The sequence below is a fragment of the Neisseria sp. genome, assembly GCF_030527965.1.
Taxonomy (GTDB): domain Bacteria; phylum Pseudomonadota; class Gammaproteobacteria; order Burkholderiales; family Neisseriaceae; genus Neisseria.
On the sequence record NZ_JAUMZU010000005.1, the window covers coordinates 38793 to 56134 of the forward strand.

15 protein-coding genes, 2 tRNA genes and 1 pseudogene are annotated in these 17342 nt (G+C 50.4%); 7 read left to right on the forward strand and 11 right to left on the reverse strand.

The genetic code is table 11. The annotated features are described in order from the left end of the window. Positions 1-16: 16 nt before the first annotated feature. From lspA to Q4A84_RS03385, 3 genes are all read right to left on the reverse strand, one after another. Positions 17-532 carry a signal peptidase II gene (gene lspA, locus Q4A84_RS03375; RefSeq protein WP_303087521.1) on the reverse strand — a complete coding sequence of 172 codons (516 nt, stop codon included), beginning with the start codon at positions 530-532 and terminating at the stop codon, positions 17-19. 610 nt (positions 533-1142) lie between these two features. Then, a complete protein-coding gene (locus tag Q4A84_RS03380; RefSeq protein ID WP_303087522.1) occupies positions 1143-1829 on the reverse strand; it encodes a 16S rRNA pseudouridine(516) synthase in 687 nt (228 codons plus the stop codon). 99 nt (positions 1830-1928) lie between these two features. Continuing rightward, complete coding sequence (locus Q4A84_RS03385) at positions 1929-2480, reverse strand: hypothetical protein (protein ID WP_303087523.1); 552 nt, start codon at positions 2478-2480, stop codon at positions 1929-1931. A 194-nt stretch (positions 2481-2674) separates the two neighbouring features. On the opposite strand from Q4A84_RS03385, the gene Q4A84_RS03390 reads away from it, so the two are divergent. Next, positions 2675-3289 carry a glutathione S-transferase family protein gene (locus Q4A84_RS03390; protein WP_303087524.1) on the forward strand — a complete coding sequence of 205 codons (615 nt, stop codon included), beginning with the start codon at positions 2675-2677 and terminating at the stop codon, positions 3287-3289. 76 nt (positions 3290-3365) lie between these two features. Here Q4A84_RS03390 and serB read toward each other — a convergent pair whose 3' ends face one another. After that, a complete protein-coding gene (gene serB / locus Q4A84_RS03395) occupies positions 3366-4199 on the reverse strand; it encodes a phosphoserine phosphatase SerB (protein ID WP_303087525.1) in 834 nt (277 codons plus the stop codon). A gap of 104 nt (positions 4200-4303) precedes the next feature. Then, positions 4304-4379 (reverse strand) — tRNA-Glu (locus Q4A84_RS03400). 131 nt (positions 4380-4510) lie between these two features. On the opposite strand from Q4A84_RS03400, the gene hemE reads away from it, so the two are divergent. Next, positions 4511-5569 (forward strand): uroporphyrinogen decarboxylase, encoded by a 1059-nt coding sequence (gene hemE, locus Q4A84_RS03405; RefSeq protein ID WP_303087526.1) that lies wholly within the window; start codon positions 4511-4513, stop codon positions 5567-5569. 90 nt (positions 5570-5659) lie between these two features. Here the strand turns inward: hemE and Q4A84_RS03410 are convergent, their stop codons facing one another. The 5 genes and pseudogenes from Q4A84_RS03410 to Q4A84_RS03430 all read right to left on the reverse strand — a co-directional run. Further along, the gene (locus Q4A84_RS03410) at positions 5660-6238 is read right to left on the reverse strand and encodes a hypothetical protein (protein WP_303087527.1); all 579 of its coding nucleotides are present in this window, start codon (positions 6236-6238) and stop codon (positions 5660-5662) included. Positions 6239-6382: 144 nt separating this feature from the next. Then, positions 6383-6895, reverse strand: coding sequence for a hypothetical protein (locus Q4A84_RS03415; protein ID WP_303087528.1), 513 nt, complete (start codon positions 6893-6895; stop codon positions 6383-6385). Between the two features lie 162 nt (positions 6896-7057). Then, positions 7058-9496, reverse strand: coding sequence for a DNA translocase FtsK (locus Q4A84_RS03420; RefSeq protein WP_303087529.1), 2439 nt, complete (start codon positions 9494-9496; stop codon positions 7058-7060). 171 nt (positions 9497-9667) lie between these two features. Further along, entirely contained in the window at positions 9668-10774 is a 1107-nt protein-coding gene (locus tag Q4A84_RS03425; RefSeq protein WP_303087530.1) for an anhydro-N-acetylmuramic acid kinase, read from the reverse strand. 127 nt (positions 10775-10901) lie between these two features. After that, positions 10902-11465: pseudogene (locus tag Q4A84_RS03430) on the reverse strand (cytochrome c5 family protein); the annotation flags it as partial. Between the two features lie 251 nt (positions 11466-11716). Here Q4A84_RS03430 and Q4A84_RS03435 point away from each other — a divergent pair. The 5 genes from Q4A84_RS03435 (at position 11717) to ilvC (ending at position 15932) form a co-directional block, all read left to right on the forward strand. Beyond that, a tRNA-Arg gene (locus Q4A84_RS03435) sits at positions 11717-11792 on the forward strand. Positions 11793-12167: 375 nt separating this feature from the next. Then, entirely contained in the window at positions 12168-13946 is a 1779-nt protein-coding gene (gene ilvB / locus Q4A84_RS03440) for a biosynthetic-type acetolactate synthase large subunit (RefSeq protein WP_303087531.1), read from the forward strand. Beyond that, entirely contained in the window at positions 13946-14437 is a 492-nt protein-coding gene (gene ilvN / locus Q4A84_RS03445; RefSeq protein ID WP_303087532.1) for an acetolactate synthase small subunit, read from the forward strand. The genes ilvB and ilvN overlap by 1 nt, the downstream gene beginning before the upstream one ends. Before the next feature lie 142 nt (positions 14438-14579). After that, positions 14580-14882, forward strand: a complete 303-nt coding sequence (locus Q4A84_RS03450; RefSeq protein ID WP_303087533.1) for a putative quinol monooxygenase — start codon at positions 14580-14582, stop codon at positions 14880-14882. Positions 14883-14918: 36 nt separating this feature from the next. Then, positions 14919-15932, forward strand: coding sequence for a ketol-acid reductoisomerase (gene ilvC / locus Q4A84_RS03455; RefSeq protein ID WP_303087534.1), 1014 nt, complete (start codon positions 14919-14921; stop codon positions 15930-15932). A gap of 159 nt (positions 15933-16091) precedes the next feature. Here the strand turns inward: ilvC and Q4A84_RS03460 are convergent, their stop codons facing one another. Then, complete coding sequence (locus Q4A84_RS03460) at positions 16092-17231, reverse strand: M14-type cytosolic carboxypeptidase (protein WP_303087582.1); 1140 nt, start codon at positions 17229-17231, stop codon at positions 16092-16094. Positions 17232-17342 lie beyond the last annotated feature (111 nt).

Below are 17342 nucleotides of genomic sequence, written 5' to 3' on the forward strand. Positions count from 1 at the left end.
TGCATGTTTCTGAAAATCAGGAAGAATGTTCCGCTTTTTGGGCGGCGGATTCTTTTTTATTGTTTCTAAGGCCGTCTAATACCAACAATGCCGCGCCGACCACGATAAAGCTGTCGGCCACGTTGAAGGCGGGATAAAACCAATCTTTCCAATAAAATAACAAATAGTCAATGACATGGCCGTGTTGTAGTCGGTCGGCAACATTACCGATGGCGCCGCCGATAACCATAGCCGCGCCGGTTTTACCCCAAGTACCGAATTGGTTGCGGATGATTTCGCGGATCAGCCAGCCGCAAATAACGGCAGCCAGACCGATAAAGAAAAATTTCTGCCAGCCTCCGGCATCTGCTAAAAAGCTGAATGCCGCGCCTGTATTATAAACGCGTGTCAGATCGAAAAAACCGGGGATGATATTGACCCGTTCGTATTCTTGAAAAAATTTCAAAATAGCCGTTTTACTGAGTTGATCCAGTATGATGGCTGTAACGGCAAGCAGCCAATAGTGTGTGTTCGAGAGTTTTGGTTTATTCATGGTGTAAACCGTGTAATCGGGAGCGTTATTTTAACTGATTCGGCTTGCTGTCGGTGGGAATTTCTAGAATGGGCGGCCGAAGTGTGAAATCCGAATGCTTATCTGAAAATAGTTACTGAAAATCGGTAAAAAAAACGCCATCTAAGTCAAGGGAATTGAAATAGATGGCCAAACACATTACGGGGAAAACGTCTTACTCACTTACTTGCGGTAGCAAGTAATGTCTATCAGACAGGGCGCATAATAAATTAGTTCCCGAATAATCGGGAAAAAAAACCTTAAAGGCTTTGATTTTTGACAAGCGGTATTTTGATTGTGCGTAAATAAACACACTTTGTATGAAGCCGGCTTTTGATTGAGTGAATAAATAAAAAAAGCCGTGGTGTAGCTGAAATTTTAGATAAAAAAAACCATCTATACCAAGGGGAAAGTATAGATGGCCAAACACATTACGGGGAAAACGTCTTACTCACTTACTTACTCTATGAAAAGTAAGTGTTGTTAAGACAGGGGCGTTTCAATATAGTTCCAAAGATATATGTTAAATAATGTAAATAGGATATTTGTAATAATAACATATTGAAAAATAATTAATTATAGAATTTGAATTCTATTCCGGTGTGATGAACCGCCATTGACCGGAGGTGAGATTTTCGGTATCCCATTTGCCGAAATTCAATCTGTGAAGTTTTTCTACGCGGTTGCCTGCGGCGGCCACCATGCGCTTGACTTGATGATATTTGCCTTCGGTAATGGTCAGCAATAAGGTTGTTGGATCGCTGAGTTCGGCATCGGCAGCGGCAACGGTTTCGTTTTCATCGTGTAGTAAAACCCCGCTTTTTAAGCTTTCGCATAAATGAGAGTCAGCGGGATGTTTGAGCGTTGCCCGATAGCGTTTGGCGACTTTATGCTTGGGCGAAGTCATTTTATGGTTGAAATGCCCGTCGTTGGTGATGAGCAAAACGCCGGTGGTGTCGGCATCTAAACGGCCGACGGCTTGCATGCCGATTTGCCGCATGTGGTCGGGAAACAGGCTGAAGATGCTGGGGTAGTCGCGCGGTTTGTGCGAGGTTTCGTAATTTTCGGGTTTGTTGAGCAGAATGTAGAAATATGGGAGTGGCACAACGGTAATGGCTTGGCCGTCTATCGTGAGGCTTTGTATTTCGTTTGGGCAGACGATGCTTCGGGGCTGATTGGCGATGGCGCCGTTGATTTCGACGCAATCGTTTTCAATCAGCCATTGGCAGCTTTTGCGGCTGCCGAGCCCTTGGGCCTGTAGGTATTTGAGCAGTTGCATAACGGGGATTGCCGAGTAAATATTTATTATAACAAATGCCTGTCTGAAAATATAAAAGGGCGTTTTATATTTTCAGACAGGCATTTTGATGTGGCGGGTTTAGATGTGAATCATGCCGTGTTCGTCGGGGATATGGGCGGCGGCGCGGTAAATATCAAACAGGGATTTGAAAAACATAACGGGCAGGCCGATGATGGTTAGGGAAAGCACCAAATGGATGACGGCCGCCAGTCGGTCGCCGACCAGTAGTCGGTCGCCGACCAGTAAATGGTGCAGGCCAAGTGCGCCGCCGAAAAAACCGCTGATGATATAGAGCGATTTGTTGACGGTGTGCATGCGCTCGATTTGTTTCTCGTGAGCGGAGGGAGGCGGTTCGTTGACAAAAATCAGATAGTCGTTTTCGTTGGGGCTGTCGTCGGATGGAGTCGGTTTTGGCTCGGGATGGTTTATTTTTTCCCAGAGTTCGGGATAGGTTTGGAATAATTTGACGTCGTATTCGGCTTTGGCAACCGGCGTGGATAAGGTGTCACGGATTTCCCTCAATTGGCGTAGCGACAGTAATTCTTGTTCGGCGGCATGCAGCATGGCACGGCTGACTTGTTTGGAATCGGCACCTGCGGGCAGGTTGAGTAAGTCATATAGATTTTTCATGATATGCGCTTTCGACGTTTTGTATTTTATGATGTAACTTATGTTATTTTAATTATGAATAAATACTATTGTAAAATATAGTTTACGAAAGTGATAAATATCAGATAAACGGATTTAATAATTACCTCCGACAACATGCCGTTGGTGTAAAATACGCGGCTTTGAACGATTCGAATAACAAAGGAGCAAAAAACATGCTGAATCTATATTATTTGCCGGGTGCTTGCTCGTTGGTGCCGCATACTGCGCTGGAGTGGTCGGGAGCGGATTATCAGGCGGTGGAAGTGCCGCGCGATAAATTGAAATCGCCTGAATTTTTGGCGTTGAACCCGATGGGGAGTGTGCCGGTATTGCAAGAAGGTGATTGGTCGTTGTCGCAAAATATTGCGATTTTGGCCTATCTAAACGATCTTTATCCTCAGGCCGGTATTTTGGGCTCTGATGATAAACAGAAGCGGGCGAAAGTGTATCAATGGCTCGGCTTTATCAATGCCGATTTGCATCCTTCTTTTTCGCCTTTGTTTGCGCCGCAACGTTTTGTGGATGGCGAGGAAGAGCAGGCAAAATTGCGCGCTGTTGCAGCAGGCAAGGTAACGACGCTTTATGCTTATCCGCATGAGGTATTGGCGCAGCAGGATTTTCTGACCGGCGAGAAAACGATTGCCGATGTGTATCTTTATGTGACGTTGCGTTGGGCAGGCGCTTTGGGCTTGGACTTGAGCGCTTACCCTGCGTTTGCCGGATTCTATGAGCGGATGGAAGCGGATGAAGGCGTGCGGCAGGCTTTAGCTAAGCAGGGCTTGTTGTAATTTCAACTGTATGGCTAAAAAAAGCCTGTCTGAAATATGTTTCAGACAGGCTTTTACTTTGCGTAAACCGAATCGGTTAAATAAACCAGCCGCGTACGGCTTCCAAGCCGTGATGGTTGATGCAGGCATCGGCATGGCTTTGTGTTTTCGGTTTGGCTCGGTAAGCCACGCCGATGCCGGCGGCCTCCAGCATGGGAATGTCGTTGGCGCCGTCGCCCATAGCCAATACTTGATGTTTATGCAGGCCGAGCTTGTCGCGATATTCGGCCAGCAAATCGGCTTTGGCGCGGGCGTCGATAATGCGGCCGCTCACTCGGCCGGTCAGAATGCCGTTATCTGTTTCCAGTTGGTTAGCGTAGGTGTAATCAAGGCCAAGGCGGGTTTGCAGGTGGTCGGTAAAAAAGGTAAAGCCGCCGGATACCAACATGAACTTCACTGCGTGTTTTTTGCATTCGGATATCAGATATTCCGCTCCGGGTGAAAGCTGCAATGCGTGCTCGTATACTTGCTGCAATACGCTCTCCGGCAGGCCTTTGAGCAGGCCGACGCGCTGATGCAGGGATTGCGTGAAATCCAGTTCGCCGCGCATGGCGCGCTCGGTTATGGCGGCTACCTGGTTTTTCAAGCCGGCGCATGCAGCAATTTCGTCGATACATTCAATGGTAATCAACGTTGAATCCATATCGCTGACAATCAGCCCTAATTGGTCGAACCGCATATCCGGCAACACGGCGAAATCGATTTTCTGGGCATTCAGTGAAGATGCGGCATCTTGCGGCAGGCTGAAGCCGGCAGGTACGGGAATGCGCAGGTTGTTGGGGGTGGAAACAGTAGGCGAGGGCAGGTTTTTCAGGCTGCTTAAATCGCAAGTGGCGATGTCGGGATGTTGGAGAACGAGAATAGGGGTCATAAGCGGAATGGGCCGAAATAGGGTGAAGGCGGTGTCAATGCCTGTCTGAAACGCAAGCCGGAAAAAACAAACCCCCGAAACGACGGTTCGGAGGGTTGGCATTCTGGCACGCCCACGGGGATTCGAACCCCGGTTGCCGCCGTGAAAGGGCAGTGTCCTAGGCCTCTAGACGATGGGCGCGGGAAGCGCGAAAATATACAGTTATTTTGAGATAACGTCAACTTTTTTCTTGAAAAACAGGGCGTGCCGGCTTTTTTCAGACAGGCATATGTTATGATGCGGCCTGTTTAATCATGTTGGGAAAATAAATAATGAGCCAGCTTAAAAACGATACTTTTCTACGCGCTTTGTTGAAAGAGCCGGTGGATTATACGCCGGTTTGGCTGATGCGGCAGGCAGGGCGCTATCTGCCTGAATATAAGGAAACGCGCGCCAAGGCCGGCAGTTTTCTGGATTTGTGTAAAAACACCGAGTTGGCGACCGAGGTAACCATTCAGCCGTTAGACCGCTTTGCGCTTGATGCGGCGATTTTGTTTTCCGATATTCTGACCGTGCCCGATGCGATGGATTTGGGGTTGTATTTTGCCGAAGGAGAAGGGCCGCGATTCGAGCGCCCTTTGCGGGAAGAGCGGGATATTTTGGCCCTACGCGCGCCGGATATGGCTAAGCTGCAATATGTGTTCGATGCGGTTGCTTCCATCCGCAAGGCTTTGAACGGGCGGGTGCCTTTGATCGGTTTTTCCGGCAGCCCGTTTACTTTGGCTTGTTATATGATTGAAGGTGGCGGCAGCCGTGAGTTTCGTACGGTTAAATCCATGATGTATGCCCGACCGGATTTGCTGCACCGGATTTTACAGGTGAACGCGGAGGCGGTTACGGCTTATTTGAACGAGCAGATTGCCGCGGGGGCACAAGCCGTGCAGATTTTCGATACGTGGGGCGGCGTGTTGACGCATGAGGCGTTTGAAACGTTCAGCTTGTCTTATATGCGGCAGATTGTCGCCGGCTTGAAGCGCGAGTATGAAGGGCGGCGCGTGCCGGTGATTTTGTTTACCAAAGGCGGCGGCTTGTGGCTGGAAGCCATGGCGCAGTCGGGTGCCGATGCGTTGGGGCTGGATTGGACATGCGATATCGCTCAAGCGCGCCGTCGCGTGGGCGGTGAGGTGGCTTTGCAGGGCAATTTCGATCCGTTTGCTTTGTTCGGAACGCCTGAGAGTATTGAAACGGAAGTGGCGCGAATTTTATCTGGCTACGGCAACGGCAGCGGCCATGTGTTTAACTTGGGGCACGGCATCAATCAATTTACGCCGCCCGAGCATGTGCAGGCGTTGGTTGAGAAAGTGCATGAATTGTCGCGGGCTTATCATTAAGCAACGACGGGTATGTGTTAAATAAAAATGCCTGTCTGAATATTTCAGACAGGCATTTTTGCGCGCTGGATTAACCTGCGCTTCGGTTATTTAGCGTTTGGCTTTTTTTGCTTTAGCTGCTTTTTTCGCTTTGGCCGGTGCTTCGGCTTGATTCAATTTGCCAGAAGCTGATTTATCCAACACGCAAGATTTAGTCACGATTTGCGAAACAGGCGTTTGTTGGCCGTTAACGGTTTCTACCGCTTCTTGAGTCAGCATGTTGCCGTCGACTTGGTCGACGTTGGATGCGTCGGCTTTGCCGGCAGTCCAGCGGATGCCGTTGCCGAAGAAGCTGTTGCTGTCGTTATCGTCTACAACGCGCATCAGATTGGGCGACAGTTTGCCTTGGTATTTAACTTGGGCAACCACAACATCGTTGCCTTTGAAGCCGTACATCACATTCAATTTATTCTGGCCTTTGTCACCGCATTTGTAGGCCACTTCTTTTTTACCGTCAATCGAATCTACGGTAACGGTTTTCGGCTGGGCCGGTGCTTGAGGTGCCGGAGCGGAGGCAGCTTGTGCCGGAGCGGGTTCTGCTTTGGGTTCTTCTTTTTTACCGAAAGCAGAGCAAGCGCTCAAAGAGGCCATCAGCAAGGCAGCAGGTACGAGGGTTTTCAGTGATTTCATTGTGTACTCCGTGTCGTTAATTTAGGAATGAATTGGGAAGTTAGTAAAGATAATCGGGAAAAAGTTCCTTTATATGGAAGCGAATCCTGCTTTCTGCTTGTTCCCGAACGCTTTTCAGACAGGCATGCCTGTCTGAAATAGGGGTTATTTACCTGCAGCGGCGGATGCGGCATGAGCCGGTTTGCCGTGGGCGGCATGCTCGGTAAAGTGGAGGGTTTTGCCGTTTTGAGTCAATTCGGCACTGGTGCCGTCGGTTTCCCATGTGATGTTGCCGTCGCTGTAAACTGCGCCTTGGGGCAGGGCATCGGTTTGTTTCAAAACGGCTTCGGCCTGGCCGTTGATTTTCAAACGAACAACCGGCATGTCGCCCGTGCTGTCGTATACGGCGTGGGCGCTGGTTTTATCTGTTGCGTGATAATCGGCGGTGCGGTTGGCGGGCAACCCGGGTTCCTGCTCTTGCGGTGCGTTTTCGCCGGAAGCGTAATCGTCGGGCAACGTGTCGGGTGGCGGGGCGGAAGCGTCGGCATAAGCGGCATAATTGCTGGCATTTTCCATTTGTGCCTGCTCTTCTGATGAAGAAAGTTCGTTGTCGTGCTGTCCGCCGCAAGCGGCGAGGGCAAGCGTCATGAGAATGGGGGTTAAATATCTGTATTTCATTAGAGGCAATACTCCTTTTACCGTTGTTGGACTGCCGGGCATCTGTTAGGTTCAATCGGGTGTGATGGTTTAAGGCCGTTTTATGTATTGGAATAGGTTGGGGCAGAGGGTTGTTTTTATAGGCCTGTCTGAAAAATAGAACGGTTTTCAGACAGGCTTTGTTTATAGATTGTCTTTTTGAGCCAGAATTTTGCGTGTACCGCTGGAATCGGCTCCGGAGAGCACGCCGGCCTCTTCAAGAGCCTGTACCAGATTGGCGGCGCGGTTGTAGCCGATGCGTAAATGACGCTGGAGCGACGAGATGGATGTTTTGCGCGTTTCGAGTACGAACGCAACCGCTTGGTCAAATAATTCGTCGCTATTGGCATTCGGGTTGACTACGTTGGTGGTTTCCAGAGCCGCCTCGCCGGTCAGCAGGCCTTCAATATAGTTGGCCGGCGCTTGGCGCTTGATGTGGGAAACCACTTCGTGCACTTCTTGGTCAGACACGAAAGCGCCTTGCAGGCGGGTTGGTTCGGCGTTGCCCGGTTGCAGAAACAGTAAGTCGCCGTATTTGAGCAAATCTTCCGCGCCCATTTGATCGAGAATGGTGCGGCTGTCGATTTTACTTTGTACGGTAAACGCCATGCGGGTCGGGATGTTGGCTTTAATTAAGCCGGTAATCACGTCTACGCTCGGACGCTGGGTGGCCACAATCATATGAATGCCTGCGGCACGGGCTTTTTGAGCCAAGCGGGCGATTTGCTGCTCAACCGCTTTGCGTTCGGTCATCATCAAATCGGCTAATTCGTCGATGACCACCACAATCAAGGGCAGTTTTTCCAAAGGCTCAGGATTGTCGGGATTTAGGCTGAACGGATTGGGCAGCGGTTTGCCGCTGGCCTTGGCTTCTTCCACCTTCTTATTAAACCCTTCCAGATTGCGTACGCCCACATGCGAGAGCAGACGATAGCGTTTTTCCATTTCGGTGACGCACCAATTCAACGCTTGGCCGGCTTCGCGCATATCGGTAACAACCGGGCAGAGCAAGTGGGGAATGCCGTCGTAAACGCTTAATTCCAGCATTTTCGGGTCAATCATGATAAAGCGGACTTCTTCCGGCGTGGCTTTAAACAGCATCGACATAATCATAGCGTTCACACCCACCGATTTACCGGAGCCGGTCATGCCGCCCACCAGAAGATGCGGCATTTTCGCCAAGTCGCCCACCACCGGCACGCCCGCGATGTCTTTCCCCAGCGCAACGGTCAGCTTGGATTTGGCATCGTTGAATACGGCGGAGGAGAAGATTTCTTGCAATAACACTTCCTGCCGACGCTCGTTCGGAATTTCGATGCCCATCGTACTTTTGCCGGGAATGGTTTCCACCACTCTGATCGACTGCATGGTCAGCGAACGAGCCAAGTCTTTGGAAAGGTTGACGATTTGGCTACCTTTCACGCCTTGCGCCGGTTCGATTTCAAAGCGTGTGATAACCGGGCCGGCCGTAGCGCTGACTACTTGTACTTCAATACCGAATTCCAACAGTTTCGCTTCGATGCGTTCTGCGGTTTGCTGCAAGGTTTCAGGATTGGGCGGCGGTACATCGCCTTTCGGTGTGCTGAGCAGATGCAGGGTCGGTTTGGCATATTCGCCCGGCGGGGCCGGTTCGGCGGCCTTGCCTTTTTCGTCGAATAAGGCTGTTTGAACGGGCGCGGGCGGCGGCGCCAGCGAAACGGGTACGACTTTGCGGTTGCTGCTGCTGTTTTCCAGCAAAGGCGCCGGCTCGGCGGTAATCTGCTCGGCCTCGCGCACCATGCGGCGGGTGGTTTTGGCATCGGGCATTTCTGTGAGGTAGCCGTTTTTGCGGCGGCGGAACTTGGTCCATGCCCATTCCATTTTCTGGCCGGTTTTCTCCATCATATCAAGCCAGGAAACTTGTATCAGCAGCGATAAGGCCAATAGGAGAATAACCAAGGTAATCAATAAGCTGCCGGTATTGCCCAGTAGCCAGCTCATACCTGAAGCGATAAACGAGCCGAACAGGCCGCCGGCGCCGATGGGCAATTCGTCAGAGAGTTCTTTTTTTAACAAGAACACTTCCAAAACCGGGCTGCAAATCAATAAAACGGCCAGCGCCGCCAGCGCGATACCTGTATTGTAAGGTTTGTAATCCGGCTTTTGCAGCGGGCGGAAGTTTTTAGCCAGAAACACCAAGCCGGCTACGACAAACCACCAGAAAGAAAGCCCGAACAGGTAATAGCAGATATCGGAAAAATAGGCGCCGAACAACCCTCCCATATTGCGAATTTCACCTGAAGCGGCCACGCTGCGCGACCAAGCAGGGTCGGTCATGGAAAAGCTGAGCAGGGAAACGGCGATGTAAATAGCGGCTACCAGCCCCAGCAGCCAAAGGGTATCGCTGATCAGGTTGGCAATGTGTTCGTTACGCTTGTTTTTTTCTTGGTTATTCACAACGCCTTTACTGGGGCGCTTGGGCGGCTTGGCGGGCGTTTTGCTTTTCGGCAACGGTTTTTCAGCCTGCGGTTTGGGCGAGGTGACTGATTTTCGCGTGGCTTTGCCGTGGCTGGATTTCGGGTTTTGAGGTGATGTGTTTGCCATAAATATTTGCGGTTAATGCGGATGCCTGTTTCAACTTACGGGCTTTGCTGCGGTTCGGATGGTTTTGTGAACGGCAGTATTGGGAGTCAAATGAAATAATAGGGCGGATTATACAATATCCGCCGAAACCATGCCTGTCTGAAACATGAATGAGGCGTTCAGACAGGCATTTCAGGCGTAATGCCCGGCGCCCAAAATACACGGTTTGCGCGCGTCGGTGGCATGGTGCGGATTGCCCGGTATGCGGTGAATCCAGCAGGCGGCCAGCCAGCCGAAGGCGGCGGCTTCCAGCCATTGCGGATCAAGCCGCAGTTCGGCGGTGCTGTGTAAGTGGATGCCGTCGGGCTGCATCAGGTTTTGCAGCGTCTGCATCAATAAGCCGTTGCGTATGCCGCCGCCGCCGGTGTAAACATGGCGTGCGTCGGGCGCATATCGGCGTATGGCTTCGGCGATGCTGCGAGCGCTTAATTCGAGCAAGGTGCGCAGCACATCGTTGGGATTTTCGTTGCCTGTGAGATAGGCTTGCAGCCAGTCTAGCGCGAACAGCTCGCGGCCGGTGCTTTTGGGCGGCGGAAGTTGAAAATAGGGATGAGCCGACAATTTGGCGAGCAAATCATTCAATACTTTGCCTTGAGCGGCTTGTTCGCCGTTTCGGTCGTAAGGTTGTTGCCATATGTGGTAAACCCATGCATCCATCAGCATGTTGCCGGGGCCTGTATCGAAGCCGAAAGCAGGAACTGCTGGCGGTAAAATGCTGATATTGGCAATGCCGCCGATATTGAGCACCACTCGGGTTTCCGATTCGGATTTGAACAAGGCTTCATGAAAAGCGGGCACCAGCGGTGCGCCTTGCCCGCCCGCCGCTAAATCGCGGCTGCGGAAATCGCCAATGGTAAAAATGCCGGTTTGTTCCGCTAGCAGGGGTAGTTCGGCAAGTTGTATGCTGTAGGCCGCTTCGGGGGCATGGCGCACGGTTTGGCCGTGGCAGCCGATGGCGGTAATGGCCGATGGCGGCAGAGCGGTTTGTGTGAGAAGCCGGCGAACCGTGTCGGCATATAGCAGGCTGAGCTCTTGAGCCAACAGCCTGCTGCGATGCAGCTCGTTTGTTCCGACGTTTTGCAAATCGAGCAAAGCTTGTTTCAACAAATTCGGATAAGGAGTGAAGGCATGCGCTTCGGCGGCCTGCCATTGCATGCCTTTCATGCGGATGAGTACGGCATCGGCACCATCCATGCTGGTGCCGGACATAATGCCGATATAAAGTTGGGTGTCGTTCATATTGTCTTGGATTGGAATGCCTGTCTGAAAAAGGATAAACCTGTTTTCAGACAGGCATCAAGTCTGTAAAGCAAAAAGCGTACCTTAAAGGTACGCTCGTTTATAAATGCAATCATTATTTTTTTGCAGCGGAAGCACCGGCGTTTGATGCAGCGGCGGAAGCAACGCCTGATGCAGCAGAGGCAGCGCCTGATGCGGCTCCGGAAGCAGCAACGGGTGGTGCTTCGAAATGACCGCCGGATTGATTCGCCATATAAGCAATGGCACGTTTCAGCTCGTCATCGGTCAAGTCGCTGGCGCCGCCTTTGGCCGGCATGTTGTTAAAGCCGTGCAATGCGTGGTCAAACAAGGTGTCGAAACCTTTTGCAATGCGTGGAGCCCAGTCTGCATTGTGGGTTACTTTGGGTGCTACGGCAACAGAGCTATCGGCCGCATGGCATTGGGAACATACTTTTTGGAAGATTTTATCGCCTTGGCGCATACCTACGGGAACGCCGTCGCCCATAGTAATGTTGCCGGTGGGCAGAATACGGGTGGCGATGGCGGCCTCAGTGGTTTCCCCGACGTCGCCGTAATAGCCGCTGGTGGCCAGCTTGACTAGAAAAAACAAAACTGCCAGAAGGATAACAATGCCGCTGATCAGAGTAAATGCTGCGGATCCGCGGACACTTTGTTTGGTTGTATGGTTCATGTGGTTTGGCCTCGCCGATGGGTATTGGACGAATAATATTATTGGTATGTTAAATTGTATTAACAATATTTTGCTGGATTATACTGAATTCAGTTGGGTTTTCCAATCGTTTAAGTTTGGCTTATCTCAAAAAAATCCTAATTATTACCTACGGTATCGCACCTGCGCAACGTTTTAAAATCTGGCTTGCAGCGACAGGGGCCAATAAATTTTTGCCAAAATGCCGGTTTTCGGTTAATCTTCGCCTTTTCGTACCCGTAGCTCAGTTGGAAGAGCGTCAGTTTCCGAAGCTGAAGGTCGCTGGTTCGATCCCAGTCGGGTGCGCCAGATTTTCATTGCAAAACCCGTTATCCGTTTTTGGATAACGGGTTTTGCCGTTTGGCAGGTAGAAGAGGAGTTTGCAGTGAGGGATAATGATTAATTTGTTTAGCATTTTAATGTGTTACTGCATATTACAAATTATAAGGCCTTGCTAAAAGCGTGATTTTGCTTGATTTTGTTGATAGTTTGCGTTACCTTACAATTTCTACAATCCTTTTTTAAACGCTCAAGCAACTATTTCCAATTGATTGAAGCACTTGGTTGTCGTCGGTTTTTTCCGTGTCGCGTACCCTAAATCGCTGTTCGGAAAACAAGCATTACAGATGCTGTGGCGAGGCGGATGTTTCCTATTGGTTTACTTGCAGAAATAAAGAGGCAGTCATGCAATTATCAGGTGCACAAATACTCGTGCAGAGTCTTAAGGCTGAGGGCGTGGAATACGTCTTTGGTTATCCCGGCGGCGCGGTTCTCGAAATTTACGATGCGCTTTATCAGTTAAATAAATTCAAACATATATTAGTTCGCCACGAGCAAGCGGCGGTGCATGCTGCGGATGCGTATGCGCGTACCAGCGGTAAAGTCGGCGTGGCCTTGGTTACTTCCGGCCCGGGTGCGACCAATGCTGTTACCGGTATCGCAACGGCTTATTCGGATTCGATTCCGTTAGTGGTGATTACTGGGCAGGTGGGAACCCCTGCGATCGGCACGGATGCCTTCCAAGAGGTGGATACCGTCGGCATTACCCGACCGTGTGTGAAACACAATTTTTTGGTAACCGATATCAACGAGCTGGCGCCGACCGTTAAAAAGGCGTTCCAGATAGCTGCCAGCGGCCGCCCAGGCCCTGTTGTGATTGACGTTCCGAAAGATGTTACGCAGGCGATGGCCAAATTCAGCTATCCGCAAGAAGATATTTTCATTCGTTCTTATCAGCCCGTTAAGCAAGGTCACGCCGGGCAGATTAAAAAAGCGGTGCAGATGTTTGCTTCGGCCAAGCGCCCGCTGGTGTATTTCGGCGGGGGTATCGTTTTGGGTAATGCGCATCGCGAATTGGTTGAATTCGTGAAGCTGACCGGCGTTCCCTGTACCGGCACACTGATGGGTTTGGGTGCTTATCCGTCTAGCGATCGTCAGTTTCTCGGCATGTTGGGCATGCACGGCACTTACGAAGCCAATCTGGCGATGCAGGATGCCGATGTAGTGTTGGCAGTCGGTGCGCGTTTTGACGACCGTGTGATTTCGGTGCCGTCGAAATTCTTTGAAAAAGCCAAAAAAATCATTCATATCGATGTGGATCCTTCCAGCATTGCCAAACGCGTGAAAGTTGACGTGCCGATTGTGGGTGATGTGAAAAACGTATTGTCTGAAATGATCGGCTTGTGGATGAAGCAAGACATGCTGATCAATACCGGCGCGTTGGAGAGATGGTGGCAGACGATTGAAGGTTGGCGCGGCCGTAATTGCTTGTGGTTTGACGATGCCGATGAAATTATCAAGCCGCAATATGTGGTACAAAAATTGGCGGAGGTAACCAATAATTCGGCCATCATCACTTCCGATGTGGGGCAGCATCAGATGTTTGCCGCGCAATATTATCCGTTTGAACGCCCGCGCCAATGGCTTAATTCTGGCGGTTTGGGCACAATGGGGGTGGGTATTCCTTATGCGATGGGCGCCAAACTGGCTGCGCCCGATCAGGATGTGTTCTGTATTACCGGCGAAGGCTCGGTGCAGATGAATATCCAAGAGCTTTCAACCTGTTTTCAATACAAGCTGCCGATTAATATCGTTACTTTAAACAACGGCTATCTCGGCATGGTGCGCCAATGGCAGGAGCTTTATTACAGCAATCGTGAATCGGAAACGTATTTTGATTCGTTGCCGGATTTCGTGAAGCTGGCGGAAGCGTACGGCCATATCGGTATCCGTGTTGATAAAAAATCGGATGTGGAAGGTGCGTTGCGTGAGGCATTAAAGCAGAAAGAACGTTTGGTTTTCCTCGATTTCATTACCGATAAAAAGCAAAATGTCTACCCGATGGTAGGCAACGGCAAGGGTTTGGATGAAATGGTGCTGCCGCCGCATATGCGCGAATCGGCCAAGGATTCCGATGTTAACGATGTGAAAGACCGTGATTACGATACAAGGAGCGTACCATAATGCGACATATATTATCTATCCTGATGGAAAACGAATCAGGCGCGATGAGCCGCGTGGTAGGCTTGTTTTCAGCACGCGATTACAATATCGACTCGCTTGCCGTGGCGGCGACGGAAGACAAAACGCTTTCCCGCATGACCATTGTTACCCATGGCGATGAAACTGTTATAGAGCAGATAACCAAGCAGCTGAATAAGCTGGTTGAGGTGGTTAAGGTTGTGGATTTGAACGAAAGCCGTTTTGTCGAGCGTGAACTGATGTTGGTAAAAGTGCGTGCGTCCGGTAAGGATCGTGATGAATTTTTGCGCTTAACCGAAATCTATCGCGGTTGTGTGGTTGATGTAACGGATAAAACCTACACCATCGAAATTACGGGCTCTTCCGGTAAGCTGGATTCGTTTTTGGAAACGGTGGGCAAAACCCAGATTCTGGAAACGGTGCGAACGGGGGCTGCCGGTATTGGCCGCGGAGAGCGGATTTTAAAAGTTTAATTTCCTACTCAAAACGTTGATAAAGCTGCTTTTCAGACAGGCGTTGACCAAATGATGCGCTATGCCTGTCTGAAAATGCTTTGTTTACGGTTTAAATCGGAATGATATGTTTCACTAAATTTGAATTTAAGGATATATGGATATGGACAATATTAAAATTGCTGCAACGATTACGGTAAAACCTGAATACCGCCAAACGCTACTGGATGTATTCCGTCAGTTGGTGGTTTCCAGCCGCAGCGAATCGGGCAATGTCCGTTATGATTTGCATCAAGACATTCAGAATGAAAACCGTTTTGTCTTTTTTGAAAACTGGAAAAACCAAGCAGCCGTTGACGAGCACGGCGCAACCGCTCACTTTCAGGGTTTCTTGCAGGCCATTGAAGGCAAAACCGACAGTTTGGATATCGTAATGATGCGCGATGTGTCTGAAAATAAAGATTAATCTCTGAACCTAATTATTATTTTAAGGAAATTCTAAATGCAAGTTTATTATGATAAAGATGCCGACCTTTCGTTAATCAAGGGTAAAACCGTTGCCATTATCGGCTATGGTTCGCAAGGCCATGCTCATGCTGCCAATTTGAAAGATTCCGGTGTGAATGTGGTGGTAGGTCTGCGTCAGGGCGCTTCTTGGAAAAAAGCCGAGGCAGCCGGTTTTGAAGTTTTGTCGGTTGCAGATGCCACTAAAAAAGCCGATGTGGTTATGATTTTGCTGCCTGATGAAAATCAGCCTGTGGTTTATAAAAATGAAATCGAACCCAATCTGAAACAAGGTGCCGTATTGGCCTTCGCCCACGGTTTTAACGTGCACTATAACCAAATCGTTCCGCGTGCTGATCTGGATGTGGTGATGGTTGCGCCGAAAGGCCCGGGCCATACCGTGCGTAGCGAATTTTTGAAAGGCGGCGGCGTGCCTTCTTTGATTGCCGTATATCAGGATAAAAGCGGCAAAGCGCGTGATATCGCTCTTTCTTATGCTGCGGCCAACGGCGGTACCAAAGGCGGTGTAATTGAAACCAATTTCCGCGAAGAAACCGAAACCGACTTGTTCGGCGAGCAGGCTGTATTGTGCGGCGGTGTGGTTGAGTTGATTAAAACCGGTTTTGAAACTTTGGTGGAAGCCGGCTATGCACCTGAAATGGCTTATTTCGAGTGCTTGCATGAAATGAAGTTAATCGTGGATTTGATTTATGAAGGCGGTATTGCCAACATGAATTATTCGATTTCCAATAATGCGGAATATGGTGAATATGTTACCGGTGTGGAAGTGATTAACGAAACATCGCGCGCTGCCATGCGTAATGCGCTGAAACGCATTCAAACCGGCGAATATGCCAAAATGTTTATTCAAGAGGGCGCAACCAATTATCCGAGCATGACTGCCCGCCGCCGCCTGACTGCCGATCATCAGATCGAACAAGTCGGCGCTCAGCTGCGCGGTATGATGCCGTGGATTGCCAAAAACAAACTGGTTGATTTGGATAAAAACTAATCAACGGCCTCTATATTGTAGCAATGCCTGTCTGAAAATTTTCAGACAGGCATTATTGTTTTCAAGCATCTCGAGCTTAGCGGCAGCCGTTTAACCTTGCTTTGTGTAGCTTTCGGCTTGTCGCTACTGTGTTGCAACAACGAGCCTGGTAGCCGGGCTTTAAGCCGGTTGACGCAAATGCGGCAGTGTGCTCAAGATGGCAGACAAGCTGGCTTCGCCCAAGCGCAAGGAGCGTTGTCCGTTCCAGCCGAAATCGTCGTCGGGCAGATTGTTGTTGTCTTTAAACGGCATTTCAAGCGTATAGGCGAGGCAGTGGAAGGTTTCGCCGACGTAGTTGGTGGCCAAAGTCATGTTGGCTTGGCCGGGCTCATCTTTCGGGTAGCCGAATTCGTCTTGAAAATCGGGGCTGGCAGCTTGGAAGGCTGATTTGAAGCGGGCTTCCAGCTCGGCAATATGCTGATTGTAAGAAGGCACGCCTTCGGTGCCGGCAACAAATACGTAAGGCAGCGTTTCGTCGCCGTGGATGTCGAGAAACAGATCGACACCGGTTTCTTGCATTTTTTGCCGCACATAATAAACTTCGGGGCTTTTTTCCGGCGAGGGCGATTGCCATTCGCGGTTAAGATTGGCGCCGGTTGCGTTGGTGCGCAGATTGCCTAGCGCGGAACCGTCGGGGTTCATATTGGGCACGATATAGAATGTGGCTTGATCGAGCAGGGCTCGGGCAGTTGGGTCTTGCGGGTCGAGCAGGCGTGCCAGCAAGCCTTCGATAAACCACTCGGCCATGCTTTCGCCGGGGTGCTGGCGAGCGATAACCCATACTTTCAGATCGCTTTCTACCTGATTGCCGATGGTAAGCAGGTTGATGTCGCGGCCTTCGGCGGTGCTGCCCAAGTCTTCAATCTGGCATAAACCGCTGCCTTGCGCGTCGCCAAGCAGATTGAGATGTTGTTCGCTGGAATAAGGCTCGAAATAGGCGTAATAAATGCTGTTGGCGAGCGGGGTATGCTCAATGGTCAGCCTGCCGTTTTCGTAGCGGGTGGGCACGCGAAACCAGTTTTGCCGGTCGTAGGAAGCGCAGGCTTGATAATCTTGCCAGCCTTCCGGATAGGCACATTGGGCTGCGTTTTCAAAATGCATGGTGCAGGGCGTGTAGGCGGCGCCTTGCAGGCGGAAATAAAACCATTGGGCGAAATCGGATGCGTTGTCGGGGCGGATTTCCAGGCGAATATTTGAGGCGTCGGCCAAGTCTTTTACGATGATGGCGCCGGCGTCGAAACGGGTGCTGATTTTCAACATGCTGCTTTCCTGAATCGGCGGTTGGTAAAGGTTGTGCGGAATATTATAGCCGAACCGCCGGTAAACGCATACCGGATGGCCGCTGTGTTTGAAAAAGGTTGGGTGGATTCG